Origin of the sequence: Rodentibacter caecimuris (assembly GCF_010587025.1) — a bacterium.
Lineage (GTDB): Bacteria > Pseudomonadota > Gammaproteobacteria > Enterobacterales > Pasteurellaceae > Rodentibacter > Rodentibacter caecimuris.
The window spans coordinates 368,105-392,079 of the sequence record NZ_CP040863.1; the positions used below are offsets into that span (position 1 = coordinate 368,105).

Annotated in this window: 21 protein-coding genes and 1 riboswitch; of the genes, 13 read left to right on the top strand and 8 right to left on the bottom strand. The window is 40.0% G+C overall.

What is annotated here, in order from left to right; genetic code table 11:
• Positions 1–208: 208 nt before the first annotated feature.
• A complete protein-coding gene (gene metE, locus FEE42_RS01935; RefSeq protein ID WP_164027598.1) occupies positions 209–2,482 on the bottom strand; it encodes a 5-methyltetrahydropteroyltriglutamate--homocysteine S-methyltransferase in 2,274 nt (757 codons plus the stop codon).
• A gap of 298 nt (positions 2,483–2,780) precedes the next feature.
• Here metE and FEE42_RS01940 point away from each other — a divergent pair, with 298 nt between their 5' ends.
• The 3 genes from FEE42_RS01940 (at position 2,781) to FEE42_RS01950 (ending at position 5,230) form a co-directional block, all read left to right on the top strand.
• Complete coding sequence (locus tag FEE42_RS01940) at positions 2,781–3,671, top strand: hypothetical protein (RefSeq protein WP_164027599.1); 891 nt, start codon at positions 2,781–2,783, stop codon at positions 3,669–3,671.
• A gap of 90 nt (positions 3,672–3,761) precedes the next feature.
• Complete coding sequence (locus FEE42_RS01945; RefSeq protein WP_164027600.1) at positions 3,762–4,121, top strand: immunoglobulin domain-containing family protein; 360 nt, start codon at positions 3,762–3,764, stop codon at positions 4,119–4,121.
• 233 nt (positions 4,122–4,354) lie between these two features.
• Complete coding sequence (locus FEE42_RS01950; RefSeq protein ID WP_164027601.1) at positions 4,355–5,230, top strand: hypothetical protein; 876 nt, start codon at positions 4,355–4,357, stop codon at positions 5,228–5,230.
• Positions 5,231–5,300: 70 nt separating this feature from the next.
• Here FEE42_RS01950 and FEE42_RS01955 read toward each other — a convergent pair whose 3' ends face one another.
• A complete protein-coding gene (locus FEE42_RS01955) occupies positions 5,301–5,630 on the bottom strand; it encodes a TusE/DsrC/DsvC family sulfur relay protein (RefSeq protein ID WP_164027602.1) in 330 nt (109 codons plus the stop codon).
• 1 nt (position 5,631) lies between these two features.
• Positions 5,632–6,564, bottom strand: a complete 933-nt coding sequence (gene ttcA, locus FEE42_RS01960; protein WP_164027603.1) for a tRNA 2-thiocytidine(32) synthetase TtcA — start codon at positions 6,562–6,564, stop codon at positions 5,632–5,634.
• Positions 6,565–6,712: 148 nt separating this feature from the next.
• Between ttcA and mukF the strand changes: the two genes are divergently transcribed.
• The 7 genes from mukF to ftnA (FEE42_RS01995) all read left to right on the top strand — a co-directional run bounded on the left by mukF (position 6,713) and on the right by ftnA (FEE42_RS01995) (position 17,658).
• Entirely contained in the window at positions 6,713–8,047 is a 1,335-nt protein-coding gene (gene mukF, locus FEE42_RS01965; RefSeq protein ID WP_059366247.1) for a chromosome partition protein MukF, read from the top strand.
• Positions 8,048–8,116: 69 nt separating this feature from the next.
• A complete protein-coding gene (gene mukE / locus FEE42_RS01970) occupies positions 8,117–8,875 on the top strand; it encodes a chromosome partition protein MukE (RefSeq protein WP_077494552.1) in 759 nt (252 codons plus the stop codon).
• Positions 8,875–13,392: a chromosome partition protein MukB gene (gene mukB / locus FEE42_RS01975; protein ID WP_164027604.1), complete on the top strand. Its 4,518-nt coding sequence runs from the start codon at positions 8,875–8,877 to the stop codon at positions 13,390–13,392. Before mukE ends, mukB begins: the two co-directional genes overlap by 1 nt.
• 94 nt (positions 13,393–13,486) lie before the next feature.
• Complete coding sequence (locus FEE42_RS01980) at positions 13,487–14,359, top strand: DMT family transporter (RefSeq protein WP_135968565.1); 873 nt, start codon at positions 13,487–13,489, stop codon at positions 14,357–14,359.
• 14 nt (positions 14,360–14,373) lie between these two features.
• Positions 14,374–15,798, top strand: a complete 1,425-nt coding sequence (gene sbcB, locus FEE42_RS01985) for an exodeoxyribonuclease I (protein WP_164027605.1) — start codon at positions 14,374–14,376, stop codon at positions 15,796–15,798.
• A gap of 856 nt (positions 15,799–16,654) precedes the next feature.
• Positions 16,655–17,140 carry a non-heme ferritin gene (gene ftnA, locus FEE42_RS01990; protein WP_135968567.1) on the top strand — a complete coding sequence of 162 codons (486 nt, stop codon included), beginning with the start codon at positions 16,655–16,657 and terminating at the stop codon, positions 17,138–17,140.
• A 17-nt stretch (positions 17,141–17,157) separates the two neighbouring features.
• A complete protein-coding gene (gene ftnA, locus FEE42_RS01995) occupies positions 17,158–17,658 on the top strand; it encodes a non-heme ferritin (protein WP_135968568.1) in 501 nt (166 codons plus the stop codon).
• 41 nt (positions 17,659–17,699) lie between these two features.
• Here ftnA (FEE42_RS01995) and moaE read toward each other — a convergent pair whose 3' ends face one another.
• The 4 genes from moaE to moaA form a co-directional block, all read right to left on the bottom strand.
• The gene (gene moaE, locus FEE42_RS02000) at positions 17,700–18,152 is read right to left on the bottom strand and encodes a molybdopterin synthase catalytic subunit MoaE (protein ID WP_164027606.1); all 453 of its coding nucleotides are present in this window, start codon (positions 18,150–18,152) and stop codon (positions 17,700–17,702) included.
• A gap of 4 nt (positions 18,153–18,156) precedes the next feature.
• On the bottom strand, positions 18,157–18,402 hold the full coding sequence (moaD, locus tag FEE42_RS02005; RefSeq protein WP_135968570.1) for a molybdopterin synthase sulfur carrier subunit: 246 nt from the start codon (positions 18,400–18,402) through the stop codon (positions 18,157–18,159).
• A gap of 3 nt (positions 18,403–18,405) precedes the next feature.
• Positions 18,406–18,885 (bottom strand): cyclic pyranopterin monophosphate synthase MoaC, encoded by a 480-nt coding sequence (gene moaC / locus FEE42_RS02010; RefSeq protein ID WP_135968571.1) that lies wholly within the window; start codon positions 18,883–18,885, stop codon positions 18,406–18,408.
• A 39-nt stretch (positions 18,886–18,924) separates the two neighbouring features.
• Positions 18,925–19,938: a GTP 3',8-cyclase MoaA gene (gene moaA / locus FEE42_RS02015; RefSeq protein ID WP_164027607.1), complete on the bottom strand. Its 1,014-nt coding sequence runs from the start codon at positions 19,936–19,938 to the stop codon at positions 18,925–18,927.
• A riboswitch (molybdenum cofactor riboswitch) is annotated at positions 19,927–20,069 on the bottom strand. Its footprint overlaps the gene before it by 12 nt.
• Before the next feature lie 148 nt (positions 20,070–20,217).
• Between moaA and FEE42_RS02020 the strand changes: the two genes are divergently transcribed.
• A complete protein-coding gene (locus tag FEE42_RS02020) occupies positions 20,218–21,153 on the top strand; it encodes a gluconeogenesis factor YvcK family protein (protein WP_164027608.1) in 936 nt (311 codons plus the stop codon).
• Between the two features lie 46 nt (positions 21,154–21,199).
• Here the strand turns inward: FEE42_RS02020 and thiI are convergent, their stop codons facing one another.
• Positions 21,200–22,651 (bottom strand): tRNA uracil 4-sulfurtransferase ThiI, encoded by a 1,452-nt coding sequence (thiI, locus tag FEE42_RS02025; protein WP_164027609.1) that lies wholly within the window; start codon positions 22,649–22,651, stop codon positions 21,200–21,202.
• A gap of 169 nt (positions 22,652–22,820) precedes the next feature.
• Here thiI and xseB point away from each other — a divergent pair, with 169 nt between their 5' ends.
• Positions 22,821–23,060: an exodeoxyribonuclease VII small subunit gene (gene xseB / locus FEE42_RS02030; RefSeq protein ID WP_059366283.1), complete on the top strand. Its 240-nt coding sequence runs from the start codon at positions 22,821–22,823 to the stop codon at positions 23,058–23,060.
• Position 23,061: 1 nt separating this feature from the next.
• Positions 23,062–23,952 (top strand): (2E,6E)-farnesyl diphosphate synthase, encoded by an 891-nt coding sequence (ispA, locus tag FEE42_RS02035; protein WP_059366284.1) that lies wholly within the window; start codon positions 23,062–23,064, stop codon positions 23,950–23,952.
• The last annotated feature ends 23 nt before the right edge of the window (positions 23,953–23,975 follow it).

The window sequence follows — 23,975 nt, forward strand, 5'->3', positions numbered from 1 at the left end:
CGGTGAATAACCGTGTCGGTTCGAGTCCGACCCTAGCGCCAAACAAAATTTCAAACACAAAAAGCCGCTTTAATAACGGCTTTTTGTTTGCTTTTTCTGTCTTATTTTCAGCAGTAATTTCTAAGCAGTTACGAAAGTTAAAAAGGGCTTCCTGCATTTTTTGGAGAAAAAACCGGATACTTTTACAATCCGGTTTTCTTTATTAAGGTTAATTTAATTTTTCACGCAGTTTTTTCGTAACATCGACCATCACTTTCAATTGTTCTAGCGTTTCTTTCCAGCCTCGGGTTTTAAGACCACAGTCCGGATTGACCCATAAACGTTCTTTCGGTACAACGGCAAGGGCTTTGTGTAACAATTGCTCGATTTCTTCAGCGGTCGGTACTCGTGGGCTATGAATGTCATACACGCCCGGGCCGATGTCGTTCGGATATTTAAAATCACTGAAAGCCGTAAGTAGTTCCATATCGGAACGTGAGGTTTCAATCGTGATAACATCGGCATCTAAAGCAGCAATTGCCGGTAAAATGTCGTTAAACTCGGAATAACACATATGGGTATGTATTTGAGTATCATCTTGGCAGCCCATCGAGCTTAAACGGAAGGCTTCACCGGCCCATTGTAAATAGTTGTCCCAATCGGCACGTTTGAGCGGTAAACCTTCGCGAATTGCTGGTTCGTCTATTTGAATGACTTTAATGCCGGCTTTTTCTAAATCCAATACTTCATCGGAAAGCGCCACCGCAATTTGCTTACATACCGTTGAACGTGGAATATCATTACGTACAAACGACCATTGTAAAATAGTAACAGGACCGGTAAGCATACCTTTCATCACTTTTTGGGTGAGACTTTGGGCATATTGAGACCAACGCACGGTCATTGGTTCAGGGCGAACCACATCACCATAAATCACCGGTGGTTTCACACAGCGAGAGCCATAACTTTGTACCCAACCGAATTTGGTGAAAGCAAAGCCATCTAACAATTCGCCAAAATATTCCACCATGTCATTACGTTCAGCTTCCCCGTGAACCAACACATCAAGATCCAATTTTTCTTGTTCACGCACGACTAATTCAATTTCTTTTTTCATAGCTGCTTCGTAATCCGCCAAACTTAACTCACCTTTTTTAAAGGCGGCACGGGCTAAGCGGATTTCCTTAGTTTGTGGAAAAGATCCTATCGTGGTTGTCGGGAGTAATGGCAGGTTTAACCAGACATTTTGTAATTTAATTCGTTCGGCAAAAGGTGATTGACGTTGATCCGCACCTTTCGGCAGACTTGCCAAACGCTCAGCCACTTCTGGGCGATGAATATCTTTTGAGGCAGCTCGGCTATCAGCCGCTGCTTGGTTTTCATCAAGTTCTGCTTGTACAGCGCTTCTGCCTTGCTCAAGTGCGGTCTTAATAACGCGTAATTCTTGAATTTTTTGCAACGTGAAAGCAAGCCAGTTGTAAAGCTCGGGTTTATTTGCCTGTAATTGGGTTTCCTCCGTTAGATTGTAAGGCGTATGGAGTAGGGAGCAGCTAGGTGCAATCCATAAACGTTCGTCCAATTTGGCTTTTAATGGTTCTACAATATCTAATACTTGATTTAAATTTGCACGCCAAATGTTGCGACCGTCAATAATACCTACGGATAATATTTTATCGTAATCACCAAAAGCGGAAAGTTGCTCGGGTGCACGCACTAAATCAATGTGTAATCCGGCAATCGGCAGAGATTTTAATAAATTGGCGTGTTCTGCCGCAGAGCCAAAATAGGTTGCAAGCAACAGTTTGGTATTCACTTGTGTGCTTAATGTCGCATATACCTCCTTGTAGGCGGCAACCCATTCCGAAGGTAAATCTAAAACCAGCGCCGGTTCATCAATTTGAATATATTCCACACCTTCTGCCGCGAGTGCATTGAGGATTTCCACATAAACCGGAAGAAGTTTCGGAAGTAAATCAAAGCGATTAAATGCCGCACCTTTTTCTTTGCCCAGCCATAAGAAGGTTAATGGCCCGACAATAGTTGGTTTCGCATTTAATCCAAGCGCTTTGGCTTCACGAATTTGTTCTACATAATGGGAAGAATTGGCTTTAAATTCAGTATCCGCATGGAATTCCGGCACAAGATAGTGATAGTTGGTATCAAACCATTTTGTCATTTCAATGGCAAATTGGTTTTTGTTACCGCGAGCTAGTTGGAAATACTGATCGAGGGTTAAATTTTGGCTATCAAATCCGAAACGAGCAGGAATCGCGCCCGTTGCAACTTGTAAATCCAGAATGTGATCATAGAAAGTAAAATCTGCCACCGCTACATAGTCCGCATTTGCCTCAGCTTGGTGTTTCCAGTTAATTTCTCTGAGTTTCTTGGCGATATCCAATAAATTTTGTTCGGAAATTTCACCGCGCCAATAACGCTCTTGGGCAAATTTTAATTCACGTTTTGCTCCCACACGCGGAAAGCCGGATAAATGAAATGTTGTCATAATAACTCCCTGATAAAATGATATTGTGTTGCTCACTGTTTAGGAGTATAGAATGAGTTTTTTTTGATTATTATGCAAATTTATTATTTTCAATAAATTTATGAATTATTTTAATGATTATGCGTGGTGAAAAATGAAAAACGTTTAAAGTGGATCAATGCTTAAAAAAGTCGAATATAAAAAACCATTGATTGAGGTTATACTGTAATGGTACAAGTTCAATGAAAATGTAAGGGCAAGCGGTAGTGTCAGTATTGCGGATATCAGCCATTTTGAAGTATTAAAATTTGATTTTCTGGTGTCGCTGATTGCCGACAAACTCTATACCCGAACGGCAAAATATACTAAATCACGCCAACAAAACGAAGTGGTGCGGGCGGTCAAAAATATTCACCGCATTTATGAAATTAACCCCTTTACCAAACAGGCGGAAATCAAACAAAACAAAGTCATAAACCGCGACATTCGCATTAAAGCCCGTTATCCTTCGCCCCCTAAACCCCATCCCCAATCGCACCCGCTCTACCAATTGGACGGTGCGCCGACACTAAAAATCCACGAAGAGGGTTATCGGGTACTCAATCCGAGAGGGCAACTTGCCGGCTTACAAAAAATGTTGGGTTACTCGGTGATATTCGGTTATATCTGGCAAAGTAACAGCGCCACCACCGCATTAGGGCGTTTTTCCAACGACCCGACGATGGGAATGCTGCCCCTGTTTGCTGGCTTAAACGCCCCAAAGAGTTATTTAGAAAAAACCATTGAACGCGCTGCCAATGAAATCCAAAAAGAAGCCACATTTTCAAAAGTCGGACAATTATTATTAGCCGAAACCAAACCGAATTTTCTCACCCATTTAAAAGCCGCCTTTATCAGTATGAACACTGCATTGGCAGGATTAGCCGTGGTGATTGAAATCGGTTACGGATACGAAGCCTATTACAAAGGGGATACCGTGGGCATGTATGCCGCAATCATGCGGGGTTCGGGTACTTTACTGTCCAGTACCTCAATTGGTTTAATCGGTGTCGCCAAAGCCACTACCAATATGCAATGGCTGGTCAGGTTTGGTTATGTGGGGCTGGCTGCTGGTTCAGTGATTTTAGTGGCGGGTATCATCACAGACTTTTTCAAACAACCGGATATTGTCACTTGGGTGGATAATGGATTTTGGGGCGGAAGTGAGTAGTATTGGGGGAGAGAGGTAAGAGCTTATGAGTGGGAAGGAAAAGAGAGATTAAGTAATTTTGATAAGCAGCTTGAAGACTCTCTTTTTACTATGAGTAAATCTGTAAGCAAATATTATCAAATTGAAATACAGCGTTACTTTAGTTTTTCCAGAGAAATTGAAGTACATGATGAAAGTCAATTTCTCTTTTTTGTGAACTATAAAGGCATTTATAGTCAAGCGGATGCGGATAAAATCAGGATTGAAAGCCCGATAACGGTTCGTTGTCCGGCAACCCCAAAAACTATTTATGATCCCCCTTATAATGAATATCGGGTTGAGGGAAATGCATTGCGCTACCAGGTACTGTTTGAAACGGAAGGCGTTGCCAAAATTATCATTCCGTCGCAACAACTCACCCGGTTATTTACGGGCAAAACAATATTATTTTCCGACACCTGTACAATTTAATTACGGCGACATTAATTATTTATCAATGAGTGTGTCAATCCCCACTTATCAGGGCAGTGAATATCGAAAACATTCAAATCAAACTGCATTTAACTTTTAAAGGATAACCGATGAAATTTTTTGAAAAATGGCTTCATTTTTACCGCACTTACACCTTGGGCTATTCCGTGCGTCGGGTGAATCCCGATGAATTGGAAATTCGCCATTTAATTTTAGATGCCTTTCCCTGAGGGATGATTCGTCTGATCTTTTTAGCGATTTTAGGTGTCATTGCCTTTATTGATCTTCAATATGGCGTTAGCCCTTTTGATAATCAAATTAAAGCAATTAAATATGATTTTGAATGGGCTTTTGAACCAGATAAGTTTATTTTACCTTTATATCAAGATCATGTAGAACTACATAATGATCCTGTATTTACAGGTCGATATCCAAATTCTAAAGTGATGAAATATGAAGATTATAGACTTCTTTATGTTGAAGATGATAATTGGCGTTTAATTCGCCCTATTTTTCATGTGATCTGGCCGTTATTGCTTCTTTGCATTTTATTCCCGCCACGCCCTCGTGGCATTCGGATTAACCGGAAGAAAAAAGTGATTTATCAACAACACTTAGGTAAAGAATATTGGTTGGCATTTATACCGGAAGAGGGCGATCCGTTAAGTGGTATTGTTTATAGCCTTGACGGGCTTTATCCTTTTAGTCTAACAGGGCGTTATTCTTTACAAATCGGCATACCGGATAAAGCAGGAAAACTGCCTTTTTTAATGTACGGTTGTTACCCCAACCCAAGCCTTGAACACAACCGCTACCTGTTACGTGCCATTCGGGATTTTGTACGTGAAAACAATCCCGAAAGCCTGAAATATATCGGGCGTTGCTATAAATTGCCGTGGCTAAACCCGTTAATTTTCCTGTTCAACGTAGGCAGTATTTTCCGTATGCCGTTTAACCAAAAACTGGCGGATAAACAGATTGAGACGGAACTAAAAGCATGGAAAAAGCGCAATGAAAACAGTAAAAAGCATTGGTTCGACGCGGTGCAATGCCAACAACAAAGTGTCAATCAACAACTGGCGGAATTAAAAATGGATAATAAAATCTAGCCAAAATTGACCGCACTTTGTGCTGTTTTAAAAATAAAACAGCACAATCGGCTATAAGCGAATCAAAGAGTTATAAGCATTTTGCCGGTTTTGGCAAGCCGGCTAATTTTGTTGCTTGTTTTGCCGGGCCTTCAGGGAATAAACGTTGTAAATAGCGACTGTTGCCTTTATCTTCGCCCAATTTTTCACCCATCGCTTTTACTAACATACGAATAGCGGGAGAGGTGTTGTATTCTTGATAAAAATCCCGCACAAAATAAATCACTTCCCAATGAGCGGGAGAAAGTTCAATGTTTTCCTGCTGTGCGATGGCTTTGGCAACTTCTTCATTCCAATCGGTAAGATTGGTGAGATAGCCCGATGAATCGGTTTTAATTGGTTTTCCTTGTACTTCAATCATTTTATTTTACTTCTTTAAAACTAATCATTTCTTGATCAGAAAAATCAATAGATTCTTCATTATCAAATTGCATCGGTTCGATTCGTTCTTCATCAAATGCCGTGTCGCCTTCAACGCCTTCTAATAATTGCCCGTGCCGAATATTTTTAAAATCAAAGAGTTTTGGGTCGCACAAATGTGACAACGTGATATTTTGCATTGCACTAAACATGGTTTCTAAACGTCCCGGATATTGGCGATCCCAAGTATTCAGCATTTCTTTCACCACTTGACGTTGCAAATTGGGCTGAGAGCCGCACAAATTACACGGAATAATTGGAAATTTTTTCGCAACGGCGTATTTCTCAATATCTTTTTCTTTACAGTAGGCTAAAGGGCGAATCACAATGTGTTTGCCGTCGTCTGAAATTAATTTAGGCGGCATTGATTTTAATTTTCCGCCGTAAAACATATTCAAGAAAAGGGTCGCCAGCATATCGTCACGATGATGCCCAAGGGCGATTTTTGTCGCACCTAATTCTGTCGCCGTGCGATAGAGAATACCACGGCGTAGGCGGGAGCAGAGTGAGCAAGTGGTTTTCCCTTCAGGAATTTTTTCTTTTACAATGCCGTAGGTATTTTCTTGCACGATTTTGTGATCTACGCCAATGCTTTCTAAATAAGTCGGCAGAACATGTTCCGGAAAACCCGGTTGTTTTTGGTCAAGATTCACCGCCACAATATCAAACTTAACCGGGGCGCTTTGTTGTAAATTTAACAGAATATCCAAAAGCGTATAACTGTCTTTTCCGCCAGATAAGCAGACCATCACCTTGTCGCCATTTTCGATCATAGCAAAATCCGCAATCGCATTTCCCACATTACGGCGCAAGCGTTTTTGTAATTTATTGAAGTTGTAAGTTTGTTTTTTTTCTTGTTGGGTTAATTCGATCATTCTGTTTTGGGCTTATTGATGAAAAGCGCACATTATACGTGAAAAATGCTAAAAGTGCGGTCAATTCAAAAGAAGATTTTTAAGATTTACAAAAATTCCTGTATAATTGCCTCAATTTTTTGTTCAATTTTAACGCGCTATCATTTCAATGATCGAGACATCACAAACTATCCCGGAACTCGTTTCTTGGGCAAAAGAACGCGAGTTTTCACTGAATTTACCCACCGAGCGTTTGGTATTTCTGTTGGCGATTGCAATTTATAACAATGAACGATTAGACGGCGAAATGTTAGAAGCCGATCTTGTAGATATCTTTCGTCATACCATAAATGCCTTTGATCAATCTACCGATGCAATTGCCACTCGCGCCAATAACGCTATCAATGAGCTAGTCAAACAACGTTTATTAAATCGTTTTAGTAGCGAGTTTACCGAAGGTTTGGCTATTTATCGTCTTACGCCGCTCGGCGTAGGCGTGTCCGATTATTATATTCGCCAGCGTGAATTTTCTACGTTACGCCTTTCCGTGCAACTTTCCATTGTTGCCGATGAAATACAACGGGCATCAAATTCTGCAGAGGAAGGGGCTCAAAATAATGAAAACGAGCATTATTGGCGTAAAAATGTCTTTGCGCCGTTGAAATATTCCGTCGCAGAAATCTTTGACAGCATTGATCTTTCACAACGTATCATGGATGAAAATCAGCAAAGTATTAAAGAAGAAATTGCCGAGCTGTTAAGCAAAGATTGGCAAGCGGCAATTTCAAGCTGTGAACGTTTGCTGGATGAAACATCAGGCAATTTACGTGAATTGCAAGATACCCTAAATGCCGCCGGCGATAAATTGCAGGCGCAATTACTTCGGATTCAGGATTCTGTCATCGGGCGTGAGGAGCTGTATTTTATCGATCAACTCATTACGGATCTTCAATCCAAACTTGACCGTATTATCAGCTGGGGACAGCAAGCGATTGATTTATGGATTGGCTATGATCGTCATGTACATAAATTTATCCGTACTGCCATCGATATGGATAAAAACCGAGTATTTTCACAACGCTTGCGTCATTCTATTCATCATTATTTTGATCATCCGTGGTTTTTATGGACGGCACAAGCGGATCGTCTCGTTGATTTACGTGATGAAGAAATGGTATTACGTGAGGATGATGCGCTCGGCGAATTGCCTGAGGCATTGCAATACGAGTCCTTATCTGATTTACATGATCAGATTGTTGATCATATGCAAAATCTGCTGATTCAATACCGTGAAAATAATCGTCCGATAGATTTGAGCGAGGTACTCAAAGAACAACTTGATAGTTATCCGCTTTCCCGTCATTTTGATGTGGCGCGTATTATTGTCGATCAGGCGGTGCGTTTAGGAATAGCGAACGACGATTTGTCAGGCGTTTATCCGAGTTGGAAAGAAATTAACGATCAGGGTGCAGAGGTACAGGCTCACGTGATTGATAAGTATTAAAGTGCGGTCAATTTTAAAAGAGATTTAATCATCCTTGGGACAGGATATAAAGAGTAAGAGAAATAAACCATGACAGATAATCTTCAAGATGTAATTTCCCCAAAACTTGCAACGGCAATTGCGAATCCGTTATTTCCTATGGTGGATAGCCTTTTGCGTTCAGGTCGCCATATCAGCACGGAACAACTTGATAATCACGCCTTTTTAATGGATTTCCAAAATGAGCTAGACGGTTTTTATCGTCGCTATAATGTGGAGCTTATTCGTGCGCCTGAAGGCTTTTTCTATTTACGTCCTAAGGCTACGACCTTAATTGCTCGTTCAGTACTTTCCGAATTGGAAATGTTAGTGGGAAAAGTGCTTTGTTACCTCTATTTAAGTCCGGAGCGTTTGGCACAGCAGGGGATTTTTAGCACACAAGAAGTTTATGATGAATTACTCAATTTGGCTGACGGAGACAAATTGTTAAAAGCGGTGAATCAGCGCTCCAGCGGTTCTGACTTGGATAAACAAAAATTAGCTGAAAAAGTGCGTGCGGCAATTGGTCGTTTGCGCCGTTTGGGAATGATTCATACGGTAGGCGAACAAAATAGCGGCAAATTTACTATTTCCGAATCTGTTTTCCGTTTTGGAGCGGAAGTGCGTTCCGGAGATGATCCGCTAGAAGCCCAAGCCCGCTTAATTCGTGATGGGGAAGCCGCCACTCCGCAGTCTTTACAACTGGAAAAACAAGCATTGGCAAATACGGAACATAATGTTGAGGAAATCGACGAGGAAAGTGCGGTTGAAATTGAAGCAGAATTTGATGATGTAGGAGAGCAAGAATAATGTCTGATGTATTAGAATTAAAAAATGATATTGTGCAGGACGAATCACACGCGCAAGACATTGAACATACGGCAGAAAGCCTGCTTGTTGCACCTGCCATCAATCATGCTGTCGAACGGGGCAAATTTCGCTCTCTAACATTAATCAACTGGAACGGCTTTTTTGCCCGTACATTTGATTTGGATGAATTGGTTACTACGCTTTCCGGTGGTAATGGCGCGGGGAAATCAACCACGATGGCAGGGTTTGTTACTGCGCTCATTCCGGATTTAACATTACTTCATTTCCGTAACACAACAGAAGCCGGCTCAACGGGCGGATCACGTGATAAAGGTTTACATGGGAAATTACGCCCGGGCGTTTGTTACGCCGTATTGGATACCATTAATTCCCGTCATCAGCGTGTTCTTGTCGGGGTTCGTTTGCAGCAGGTCGCCGGACGTGATAAAAAAGTCGATTTAAAAACCTTCTCCCTTCAAGGTGTTGAATTATCACAAAATCCGACCGCACTTTTCACGGAAAGCGTGGGGGAGCGTCAAGCACGCGTGCTGAATTTAAACGAACTCAAAGATAAAATTGAAAATTTAGGCTCTCAGTTTAAACAATACCATTCCATCACCGATTATCACGGAATGATGTTTGATTTGGGCATTATTCCGAAACGTTTACGCTCCGCCTCGGATCGCAGCAAATTTTATAAACTTATCGAAGCCTCCTTGTACGGTGGTATTTCAAGTGCGATCACTCGTTCTTTGCGTGATTATTTATTGCCGGAGAATTTAGGGGTACGCAAGGCCTTCCAAGATATGGAAAGTGCGTTGCGTGAAAACCGTATGACCTTGGAAGCCATAAAAGTTACCCAATCCGATCGTGATTTATTCAAGCATTTAATTACCGAAACCACCAATTATGTGGCATCGGATTATATGCGTAATGCCAACGAACGCCGTGGCAATATTGAAGCGGCACTCGCGTTTCGCCGCGAATGGTATAAAGCCAAGACGGAGCAGGATTTATCACAACACCGTTTAATTGATTTAAGCCGAGAGGTTGCCGAACTGGCGGAAAATGAACGTACGTTGGAAGTGGATCACCAAAGCGCGCAGGATCACTTAAATCTGGTGTTAAATGCACTTCGTCATCAAGAAAAAATATCTCGTTATCAAGAAGATGTTGCAGAGCTTTCCGAACGTTTGGAAGAACAAAAAATAGTAGTGGAAACTGCCAATGAACAACTTGAAGAAAGCCAAGCATTGTTTGAACAAAGTGAGATCGAAATCGATGAAGTACGTTCTCAACTTGCCGACTATCAACAGGCATTGGACGCCCAACAAACACGGGCTTTACAATATCAACAGGCTATTGCGGCTTTAGAAAAGGCAAAAAACCTATGCGGTTTAGCCGATCTGAATGTGAAAAATGTCTCTGATTACCACGCTGAATTTGAAGCACATGCGGAAAGCTTAACGGAAACAGTATTGGAATTAGAACATAAAATGTCTATTTCTGAGGCGGCAAAATCCCAATTTGATAAGGCTTACCAATTAGTCCGTAAAATTGCCGGTGATATACCGCGTTCTACTGCTTGGGAAAGCGCTAAAGAATTATTGCGTGAATACCCAAGTCAAAAATTACAAGCACAACAAACACCGCAACTTCGTGCCAAATTGCATGAGCTGGAACAACGTTACGCCCAACAACAAAGTGCGGTCAGATTATTGAATGATTTTAATCAGCGGGCGGATTTAAATTTAGCCACTGCCGATGAATTAGAAGCCTATCATGCGGAGCAGGAAGCTTTGGTAGATGAGCTTACGGCGGATCTTTCCGAACAAGTGGAAACTCGTTCAATACTTCGTCAAAAACGTGAAAACTTAACCGCACTTTATGATGAAAATGCACGTAAAGCGCCGGCTTGGCTGACAGCTCAGGCAGCATTGGAACGCTTGGAAGAGCAGAGCGGAGAGACTTTCCGGCACAGTCAGGATGTGATGAATTTTATGCAGGCGCAACTCGTGAAAGAACGCGAATTGACGATGCAACGTGATCAACTTGAACAAAAACGCCAACAATTAGAGGAGCAAATTTCCCGTTTAAGTCAGCCTGACGGTTCTGAAGATATGCGTTTGAATACGCTTGCAGAACGTTTCGGCGGCGTGTTGCTTTCCGAACTTTATGATGACGTACCGATTGAAGACGCACCGTATTTTTCCGCACTTTACGGCCCGGCACGACATGCCATTGTAGTTCGTGATTTAAATACGGTAAGGGAACAATTGGATAAACTTGATGATTGTCCGGATGATCTCTATTTAATTGAAGGTGATCCGACCGCTTTCGATGACAGCGTACTATCCGCGCAAGAGCTAGAGCTTGGCGTGGTGGTTCAAGTGTCCGAACGTGAATTGCGTTATTCTAAATTCCCGGAAATCCCATTATTTGGTCGTGCAGCCCGTGAAAAACGTTTGGAAGAATTGCAAGTTCAACGTGATGAAATTGCGGAAGATCACGCACAAATTGCCTTTGATGTGCAAAAATGCCAACGTTTACACGAACATTTCAGCCAATTTGTCGGTTTACATTTAGCCCTTGCATTCCAACCAAATCCGGAAGCATTAATGGCGGAAATTAACCGTGAACGTAATGAAATTGATCGTGAATTAAATCAATTTAGTAGCGGTGAGCAGCAATTGCGTATTCAATTAGACAACGCAAAAGAAAAAATGCAATTGCTTAATAAATTAATTCCACAATTAAGCATATTGGCAGACGAAGATTTAGTTGATCGTATCGAGGAATGTCGGGAACAATTAGATATAGCGGAGCAAGACGAATTATTTATTCGTCAATATGGTGCGACGTTGTCACAACTAGAGCCGATAGCTAACACGCTGCAAAGCGATCCGGAACACTATGAAACGTTAAAAAACGAATTAGCACAAGCCATTGAACGCCAAAAACAAGTGCAACAACGTGTTTTTGCATTAGCTGATGTCGTACAGCGTAAACATCATTTTGCTTATGAAGATCGGGTTCAGACAGAAACTTCGGAATTGAACGATCAACTTCGCCAACGTTTAGAACAAATGCAAACCCAACGTGATGCACAACGGGAACAGCTTCGTCAAAAACAAACGCAATTTGCGCAATATAATCAGGTTTTCATTGGATTACAAAGTTCTTATGATAGTAAAAATCAGCTATTAAAAGAACTCATTAGTGAAATTGATGAGTTGGGTGTGCGTGCCGATGAAGGAGCTGAAGAGCGGGTGCGTATTCGCCGTGATGAGTTGCATCAGCAACTTTCAACCAATCGTCAAAGACGTTCTTATGCGGAAAAACAACTCACGTTAATTGAAAGTGAAGCGGAAAATCTTAACCGCCGTATTCGCAAGGCTGAACGTGATTACAAAACCCAGCGAGAATTGATTGTTGCCGCCAAAGTAAGTTGGTGTGTCGTATTACGTTTATCCCGGCATTCCGATGTGGAAAAACGCTTAAACCGCCGTGAGCTGGCTTATTTATCTGCTGATGAACTCCGCTCAATGTCGGATAAAGCATTGGGGGCATTACGTACCGCCGTGGCAGACAACGAATATTTACGTGATAGTTTACGTGCCTCGGAAGATAGCCGTAAACCGGAAAACAAAGTGCGCTTCTTTATCGCGGTATATCAACATTTGCGTGAACGTATCCGCCAAGACATCATTAAAACCGATGATCCTATTGATGCCATTGAACAAATGGAAATTGAACTTTCCCGCTTAACCGCCGAACTCACTAGCCGTGAGAAAAAACTGGCAATTAGTTCTGAAAGTGTGGCCAACATTATGCGGAAAACAATTCAACGTGAGCAGAACCGAATTCGTATGTTGAATCAGGGATTACAAAATATTGCTTTCGGTCAGGTAAGATCCGTACGCTTAGTGGTAAATATTCGTGATACCCATGCAATGTTGCTTGACGCCCTTTCCGGTCAGCAAGATGAGTATCAAGATTTATTTAATGACAACCGCATTACTTTCTCAGAAGCCATGGCGAAGCTCTATCAACGCATTAATCCGCACATTGATATGGGGCAACGCACCGCGCAAACTATCGGCGAAGAATTATTGGATTATCGCAATTACCTTGAATTGGAAGTAGAAGTTTTCCGTGGTGCGGACGGTTGGTTACGCGCGGAAAGCGGCGCATTATCAACCGGTGAAGCTATCGGAACGGGGATGTCAATTTTGCTGATGGTAGTCCAAAGCTGGGAAGAAGAAAGCCGCCGGATTCGAGGTAAAGACATTGTACCTTGTCGCTTATTATTCCTTGATGAAGCGGCACGTCTTGACGGTAAGTCCATTTCCACCTTATTTGAATTGTGTGAACGATTGGATATGCAACTCCTCATCGCCGCACCGGAAAATATTAGCCCGGAAAAAGGCACAACCTATAAATTGGTACGTAAAATTGCCGGTAACCAAGAACACGTTCACGTGGTTGGGTTACGAGGATTTGGTGCAACAGAGTAGAGGATAAGTGCGGTTAAAAATGAAAGTATTTTTGACCGCACTTTTTTATAGGAAATTATCCGCAATTTTAAGAATTATTCATTAAGGAACAAAAATGCACAATCTTATTCTCGCTATTTTCTGTAGCGTTGCCGTTTCTATTTTGCTCAAAGTCGCACGCAAGAAAAATATTATTATCGAGCAGGCGATTGCTTTTAACTATATTGTCGCCTTGTTATTGAGCTATTTTTTGCTAAAGCCGAACTTTAAAGGATTAGGATTCACGGATTATATCGCACAAAGCGATAGCATGCCGATTTTCTTGGCATTAGGATTATTATTACCGAGCGTATTTATTATTATGTCAAAAGCGGTTGAATTTGCCGGTATAGTTCGTTCTGATGCGGCTCAGCGCTTATCTTTATTTTTGCCGATTTTAGCGGCGTTTTTTATTTTTAACGAAGCCTTAAGCCACTCAAAATTAATTGGCGTTATATTGGCATTTATTGGTTTGCTTTGCTTGTTAAGTAAACCGAACGAGCAAAGTGCGGTCAATTTTAAAGGTATTTTTGCGTTAATTGGCGTCTGGTTTGGTTACGGCATTATTGATATTTTGTTTAAGCAAGTGTCAAAGAGCGGTGGCGCATTCCCGACAACCTTGTTTATTGCCTTTTCACTCGCCGCTTGTGTGATGTTTATTTATTTGCTTCTTAAAAGAACACAATGGCGTGTGGCAAGTTTTGTCTGTGGGATTATTTTAGGGGTATTAAATTTTTTTAATATTCTGTTTTACATTAAGGCTCACCAAAGTTTTGGTGCAAACCCGACATTAGTATTTGCCGGAATGAATATTGGGGTGATTTGTTTGGGTACCATCACCGGTGCATTAATTTTTAAAGAAAAAATCAGCAAAATTAATGGGGTAGGAATTGTGTTCAGCCTTACGGCTATTTGCTGTTTGTATTATTTAGATAAAATTTTGGTTTAGATTTGAGAAAGACTATGCAAAAAAACGATTTCAGTTTTTTTATTTATGATTATGAAAGTTTCGGTGTAAACCCGGCGACGGATCGTCCGGCACAATTTGCCGGTATCCGGACGGATGAGAATTTTAATATCATTGGTGATCCGATAATGCTTTATTGTAAGCAAACCAACGATTATTTGCCTTCCCCGGAAGCAGTGATGGTTACGGGGATCACGCCTCAAGAATGTAATGAAAAGGGGATTCCCGAACCGGAATTTGCTGAAAAAATTTTAACCGAATTTTCTCAGCCCAATACTTGCGTAATGGGTTATAACAACATTCGTTTTGATGATGAAATGACGCGCTATACTTTTTATCGTAATTTTATTGATCCTTATGAATATAGTTGGAAGAATGGCAATTCTCGTTGGGATTTATTAGATCTGGTACGAGCTTGCTATGCATTACGCCCTGAAGGGATAAATTGGGCGTACGATGAGGAGGGAATGTCAAGTTTTAAATTAGAAAAGCTAACCAAAGTTAATGGAATTGCCCACGAGAATGCCCATGATGCTATGGCGGATGTGTATGCAACTATTGCTATGGCAAAATTAATTAAACAAAAACAGCCTAAATTATTTCAATATTTCTTTGAAAATCGCGGCAAAAGGGACGTGGAAAAACTCATTGATACAGCAGAAATGACACCGTTAGTTCATGTTTCCGGTATGCTTGGAAATTATCGTGGTAATTGCACGTGGATCGCTCCCTTAGCTTGGCATCCAATCAATCAAAATGCCGTAATTGTATGTGATTTAAGCGGTGATATTGATAATTTATTGGCAAAAAGTGTGGATGAATTAAGAACGGATTTATATACTAAAAAATCGTCGTTAAACGAAAGGGAAGTACCACCCGTTCCATTAAAACTTGTACATATTAATAAATGTCCGATTCTTGCACCAGCCAAAACCTTATTACCAGAAAATGCTGAGCGTTTAGGTATCGATCGTCAATTATGTTTAGAAAATCTGGCTAAGCTACGTTCGTCTTTTGATATTCGCGAGAAAGTCATTGATATTTTTAGCGAAGAACGCGTGTTCGAGCCTAGTGACAATGTGGAAACTGAGCTTTATAGCGGTTTTTTCAATAATGCCGATAAAAACAATATGATGATATTACGTCAATTACCTTCGGAAAAATTAGCCGAACATGGATTAGCTTTTGAAGATAAACGCATAACTGATTTATTATTTCATTATCGTGCACGGCATTTCTATAAAACCTTGACACGTGCGGAGCAAATAAAATGGCAGAAATATCGTCAACGTAAATTAGAGCAAAGTTTGATTGATTTTGAGAACAGCTTAAAGCAACTTGCTGATGAAAATGTTGATAATCCAGAAAAACTATTTTTGCTACAACAGGTTTATGAATATGGTGCAAAATTACTAGATTAATTTAGTGACAGTATCACAATAATACCTACTAAAAAATGAAAGCATATTCAGAAAATGAATATGCTTTTTTAGTTTTTAAGTACTATAGATTTTTGTATTTGACGAGGGCGACGGAAAGGGAAAAGTGACTTATCCAGAATTGGAACAGTTTAACATTGAAAAAGCCTTACGTGACTTAAAACTGGAGCGTAGCGAAAGGCGTTAGTAAAAACACAAGAAAAGATCTCAAAAGTAAAACCAATCCCGATACATCCACACCTAATTTTAAATCTCGTCATCATTACACGTAAAACATCACAACGTCACAAATAACATTTTATAGGATAAAAAAATAGGGTTGATTGTTCGTCAAAACGAACTGGATTTTGCACAGCCGTATCTTGACAAAATACTGACAATCAATCTTAGCCATTCGATAAATTACACTGACAAGGTGTTACAACGTTTAAAAATCGCTTTATTTGTCCTGTTTTAGTAGTATTCGTGACGTGTGCATAAGTCTGTGATTTCCTTAACCCGTAGTTTTTACTTACCAGATAACTAATTTCGCATAATGTATATTATGTTAAATTTAATGTGGAATGAAGTAACTTTTTAAACGCTATCTTTATCTATGCTCTTTAATTCTGCCGACAGAATTGAAAAATTTAATTTCAAGCTATTTAGGGGTATTAAAGTTGACATAGTTTTTATTGCTGCAAAATCAATAATTAAATGAGAATAATTTTCTTTGATTTTATCCTTTAAAATTAATAAGTTACAATGATGTGGCGAAAAAATATCTTGAAAATTCTCATTTATCTCTCTAGAATGACCTAGTTCATTATTTATTGATCAAAACGGAAAGGAGTTAGTTATGCTGAATCAAGCAATTACAGATAGATTAAACGAACAAATTAACTTAGAGTTCTACTCTTCCAATGTTTATCTACAAATGAGTGCATGGTGTTCAAAAAATGGTTATGAAGGTGCTGCAGCTTTTTTACTTCGTCATGCAGACGAAGAGTTAGAACATATGCACAAATTATTCCAGTATGTAAGTGAGACCAGCGGTATGCCGCTTTTGGGTAAAATTGAAGCGCCGAAAAATGATTATTCCTCATTAAAGGAAGTATTCGAAATTACGTTAGAACACGAAAAGCTTGTCACTGCAAAAATTAATGAATTAGTTGAGGTGACTTTTGCAAATAAAGACTACTCTACATTTAATTTCTTACAATGGTATGTGGCTGAACAACATGAGGAAGAAAAATTATTCAATAGTATTATTGATAAATTTAATTTAGTCGGGGAAGATGGCCGTGGTTTATATTTCGTCGATCGTGATTTGGCAACTTTATAATAGATAGGAGATATAAAATGTTATCAACAAATGTCGTAAAATTATTAAATGATCAAATGAATTTGGAATTTTATTCTTCTAATTTGTATCTTCAAATGAGTGCATGGTGTGAGCAACAAGGTTTTGAAGGTACAGCAAAATTCTTATCTGCGCATGCAGCAGAAGAAATGCAGCATATGCGCAAATTATTCACTTATTTAAATGAGACCGGTGCATTAGCTATTATTTCTGCGATTGAAGCACCACCGCACGAATATAAATCACTAAAAGAAGTAATTGAGATTACTTATCAACATGAAAAATTAATTACCGATAAAATTAATGAATTAGTCGGTCTTACTTTTGAAGAAAAAGACTACTCAGCATTTAATTTCTTACAATGGTATATAGCTGAACAACACGAAGAAGAAAAACTCTTTAGCAGTATTTTAGATAAACTGAACCTTCTTGGTGAGGATGGTAAAGGCTTGTTCTTAATTGATAAAGATTTAGGTAATCTTGCTGGTTCGGAAGGCTAGAATGATTTAATCGAAAGCTCGGTTTCCCGAGCTTTTTAGTTTTACCACTTTTCTAATGCTGTTTTATCTGAATCTCTCGCTTCAATCCAGCGCTCTCCTCTGTTGGTCTGCTCTTTCTTCCAAAACGGCGCTTTTGATTTAAGATAATCCATAATAAATTCATTGGCCCTATAAGCGTCGCCACGATGTGCCGAGGCCACACCAACTAATACTATCTCATCGCCGGTATGTAATAATCCAACACGATGAATAACCACTATCCGCTGAATATCCCAACGTTGTTTGGCTTCCGATACAATTTCCTGTAATGCTTTTTCTGTCATAGCAGGATAATGTTCCAAATAAAGACTTGATACATCATCGCCTAAATTGAAATCACGGACTTTTCCCACAAAAATGACGACTGCACCAACGGAGTATTGTGCTGAAAGCCATTGGTAAACCGAATTTTGATCAAATTCCTCTTCTTGCACGGAAATCTGGATATTATTCATGCTATTAGCCCCCAGTTACCGGAGGGAAAAAAGCAATTTCATCGCCGGATTTAACCGCACTTTCAAGCGGACTTAAAGTTTGATTAATCGCGACAAGCAGTTTTTCTTTTTCCAATGCCAATGCCCATTTATCACCTTGCAGAGATAGGTGCCGACGTATGGCTTCTGCACTCGCAAATTCTCCCTCTAACTCAACTCCATCCAGTCCGATAATTTCACGTGTCTGACCAAAAAATAATATATGTAACATCCATTATTTCTCCGCTAAAAAATGACCTGATTTTCCACCGCTCTTTTCAAGTAAGCGAACTTGCGAAATCACAATATCTTTTTGTATTGCTTTGCACATATCATAAATAGTCAGTGCTGCAACACTTGCTGCTGTTAGAGCTTCCATTTCTACCCCGGTTTTTCCTGTCAGTTTACAAAAGGACTCAATACGAATTTGATTCGTTTCCGCCAAAGGTTCTAGGTTTATTTCTACTTTTGAAAGTAGCAAGGGATGACATAATGGAATAAGTTCCCAAGTACGTTTTGCCGCTTGAATACCTGCAATACGTGCGGTAGCAAATACATCCCCCTTATGATGTTGTCCGTTTAGAATCATACTTAATGTTTCTTGTGACATGGTCACTAAGGCTTCGGCACGCGCCTCGCGTACGCTTTCGCTTTTGCAGGATACATCCACCATATTGGCTTCACCCTGGCTATTGATATGAGTAAATGTTGTCATAATTAAAAGTGCGGTTAATTTTGAAAAAGTTTTTGAATATTATCCGCCTATTGAGGCAAGGTGGTTACGCACACCACTATCACCTTGATGCAAATAATGGTGTTCACGTTTACTTTGTAAGGCGGCAAAAATTCGAGCTTGTAAAAGCGATTGATGTTCATCAGATTGTAATAGATCGCGCAATTCAACACCTTCTTCACCAAATAAACAAAGATGTAATTTTCCTTTTGAGGATACCCGTAAACGATTGCAGCTCGCACAAAAGTTCTTTTCATAGGGCATAATTAAGCCGATTTCCCCCTGATAATCAGGATGTTTAAATACTTTTGCCGGCCCGTCCGTTAGGGATTTTTGCTGTTGTTGCCAACCTTGAGCGATTAACTTATCAGCAAGAACTTTCCCGGAAAGGTGATAGTGATGGAAAAAATTATCCATTTCTCCCGTTTGCATCAGCTCAATAAAACGCATTTGAATCGGACGGGCTTTCACCCAAGCGAGAAATTGATTAAATTCAATATCATTTAAATTTTTCATTAATACCGAATTAACCTTGATTTTCTCATAACCCACTTCAAAAGCACGTTCAATGCCACGCATGATTTCTTCAAATTTATTAATACCGGTAATTTGGTGAAACATTTTCGGGTCGAGGCTATCTACGCTCACATTGATGGAAGTAATGCCTGCACGTTTCCAAGCATCGACATCTTTCGCCATACGATAACCGTTTGTGGTCAACGCAATTTGATTGATACCTTCGATTTGAGCAATATTTTCAGCAATCGTAAGAAAATCTTTACGTAAAGTCGGTTCACCACCTGTTAAACGGATCTTTTTCGTCCCCATATCGGCAAAAGCCCTTGCGATACGGATAATTTCACTTAACGTGAGGAAACTGGGTTTATTGGCTTCCGGTTGATAGCCGTTTGGTAAGCAATAGTTGCAACGGAAATTACACTGTTCGGTAATCGACAGTCGTAAATAATAGTAGGCACGCTGGAATGCATCGACTAAACACGAGCCGCCTACGTTTTTTATAGGAATGGATTGCATGAGACACCTTTCTAAAATGGAGAGGACAAGCCGTTTCCAACTTATCCCTGAATAACAAACATCATTATTGGCATTGCCGTCATATTCTGCTTGAGAACTTAGACTAAACAAGCTCGGAGTTATGCGATAAAATGATTTCAGCATTTTAAAAGATTCCGGTCGAACAACGCAATGAGTTCATTTGAACTTCATTGTAAATTCAGTAAATTCTTTTAAATTTATTATATAAAAAAATATATAATGATTGGCGTATTAATTAATTTTAGGTAGAAAAATTCCATGTCAGATTTCACCCCACAGAGTCAATACCAATATTTAAATAATCTACGCATTGTCGCTATTGGCGGCGGGCACGGTTTAGGGCGGGTAATGTCTGCGTTAAGTTTTATGAAAGAACGCCTAACCGGTATTGTTACTACTACGGATAATGGCGGCTCAACCGGTCGTATTCGTTTACAACAAGGCGGGATTGCTTGGGGTGATCTCCGAAATTGTTTAAACCAAATTATTACCGAACCGAGTACTGCTTCTGCTTTATTTGAGTATCGTTTTAGTGGCAAAGGAGAATTGGCAGGCCATAATTTGGGAAATTTAATGCTAAAAGCACTCGAAAATATGCACGTTCGTCCGCTTGATGGGGTGAATCTCATTCGAGACTTATTACGGGTTAAATCCTATTTGATTCCTATGTCCGAAAGCCCTGTTCATCTTGCTGCAAGCCTTGGTACCGGCTCCAGTATTGTGGGTGAAGTCAGTATTGATAATTTAACCGAAACGCCACAATCATTATTTCTTATTCCGTTGGTTCGGGCTACGCCGGAAGCTATTCAAGCAATGGAGCAGGCAGATGTTATTTTATTCGGGCCGGGAAGTTTCTTAACCAGTATAATGCCGCCTCTGCTTTTATCTGATATTGCCGCCGCAATTCGTACAAGTATGGCGAAAAAAATTTTTATCGATAATTTAGGCATAGAATTAGGTACCGCCGCTACCCTTTCTTTAGCTGAACGTATTCACTGGATTCACCATACCGTCGGTGCAACTATTCTTGACGGGGTGATTACGCCTATACAAGAAAAAAGTGCGGTCAATATTTCAGATATTTCCTCAGTAAAAATACTCGAAAAACGTTTGAATGCGGATGACATCAGTTACCGCCACGATCGAACATTATTGGCAAAAGCTATTGATGAAATGCTGGAAGAATTAAATTAAGCTTAACCGCACAATTTAAACGTAAAAAGTGCGGTCAATATAGCGGTTATTTTGTCACAAACACATAAACATTGGTGAAACCGCTTTCTTTCAAATATAAGGCTTGCAGTTTGCTCATCACGCCACGCTCGCAATACAACATATAATTTTTACTTTGGTCAAGCGAGCTAAATTGTGACGAAAGTTTATAAAACGGCATTTGGATAACTTGGTAACGATCCGATTTAAACGGCTTTTCATCAGTTTCTTCGGGGCTACGAATATCTAAAATAATGTCGTTTTCACCTAATTCTGAAGCGGTATCAACCGCCACCACCTCTTTTTCCGTTTCTTCAGCAATCTGACGAATGTCTAAATATTGCGCATTTTGCACCGCACTTTCCAAAATATCAAAATTAAAATTGCCTTCCTCTGCTAGGATTTTCTCACGCACGGCTTTAATGGTTGGATTTTTTGAGATAACGCCACAAAATTCCGGCATGGATTTTGCAATATCCTCAGTGCCGATTTGTTTTGCCATAGCAATAATCTGTTCTTTATCATGAGTAATAAGCGGGCGTAATACCAAAGCATCGGCAGCCTCATCAATCAAGCGTAGATTGGTTAAAGTTTGACTGGATACTTGTCCCAGTGCTTCACCGGTTACAATGGCTTCAATGTTAAATCGTGCAGCCACTTTACTTGCCGCCCGCACCATCATACGTTTTAAGATAACACCCATTTGGCCGTTATCGATTTTCTCTAGAATTTCACCGACAACCCCTTCAAAATTGATAGCGATAAAACGCACTTTATGAGAGGCACTGTAGCGTTGCCAAATATGATAAGCCATTTGTTTTACGCCAATTTCATGTGCCGCACCACCAAGATTGAAGAAACAATAATGCACGCGTGAACCTCGGCGAACCAACATATAACTCGATACGCCGGAATCAAACCCACCGGAAATCAAAGACAGTACATCTTCCTGCGTACCAATCGGATAGCCGCCTATACCGAGATGACGAGCCTTAACCAACATCATTTTGTCATCTTCAATATCAATACGCACGGTAACATCCGGATTTTTTAACCGCACTTTCGCACTTTCAATATGTTGATTCAAACCGCCGCCAATATAACGTTCCGCTTCAATAGAGCTGAACTTATGCTTACCTTTCCGTTTTACCCTAACACAGAAAGTCTTGTTTTGAAGTTGCTCTTTAACATCGGCAAGCGTAAGCTCAAAAATATGGTGTAAATCAGTGAACGGTTTTTCTTCCACTTCCAAAAAATGATGAATACCGGGAATACGTTGCAATAATGCAATTAATTCTTCACGATTCGTTTCATTTTTTGACCGCACTTCAATGTAATCCCAGTGACGAACAACCGCAGTATCTTCATCATATTTTTGAAGAATATTGCGAATATTACTGGTGAGAATTTTAGCGAAACGTTTACGCACGGTTTCGCTTTTAATCATAATTTCAGGGAAAAGTTTAACAATAAATTTCATAAGAATAGTATTTGATAAAAAATGGCGAATATTTTACGCAAAGCGAAAGAAAAGTCCACAAAGCAAAACCGAGTGTGATTTTTCCCATGTGTATTTTTTGAAATAAAACTTTAACATCCGATAAAATAAAGTAAAATGGCGTATATTTTCCATAAAAAGGACCACTAAAATGGCTCGCAAAGCGGTAGCTTCACAAGATTTTGAAACCACGTTAATGCAATTGGAAACCATTGTTTCTCGTTTAGAAAGTGGCGAATTGCCTTTAGAAGAAGCATTAAAAGAATTTGAACAGGGAATAAAATTGGCGCAGTTGGGGCAAGAACGTTTACAGCAGGCAGAACAACGTATTCAAATTCTTTTGCAAAAAAGTGAAAACGCACCTTTGAGTGATTACCAAGGAAGCGAGTAAAATGAACCAATTTATACAACAATCTAAAGATGTTCAGCAGCGGATTAATTTGTTCTTAGCAACGCAATTCGATGAGATTGAAAGCCAAGGTGCGCCACTACGTGACGCAATGAAATACGGTTTATTACTAGGGGGAAAACGGGTTCGCCCTTTTTTAGTCTATGCAACGGGAAAAATGCTCGGCGCCAATGAACAATCTTTAGATTATGCGGCGGCGGCGATTGAAGCTATTCACGCCTATTCATTAATTCATGATGATTTACCGGCAATGGATAATGATGATTTACGCCGAGGACATCCAACCTGTCATATTGCTTTTGATGAAGCCACGGCAATTCTAGCTGGTGACGCATTGCAAAGTTTTGCCTTTGATATTCTGAGCCAAACTCCTCATATTTCGACGGAACAAAAATTAGCGTTAATTCGGCTTTTAGCTCGCGCATCCGGTGTACAAGGTATGTGTTTGGGGCAAAGTTTGGATTTGATTTCCGAACATCAACAAATCAGCCTTGAGGAACTCGAAATTATCCATCGTAATAAAACCGGTGCATTACTCACCGCAGCCTTAAAACTGGGTTTTATTTGCTCCCCCCATTTTGCCGATAGCTCATTAGAACAATCGCTAACGGGTTATGCCGAAGCGATTGGGCTGGCCTTTCAAGTACAAGATGATATTTTAGACATTGAAGGCAATTGTGAAGAAATAGGTAAACCTGTCGGTTCGGATTTAACTTTGGGTAAAAATACTTACCCAAAACTACTCGGATTAGAGGGGGCAAAGAAAAAGGCACAGGATTTATACCAAACCGCATTATCCGAATTGGATAAAATCCCTTTTGATACCACCGCACTTCGTGCTTTGGCTAAATTTATTATTACAAGAAAAAATTAATTGATACCGTGTCACAAATTGAA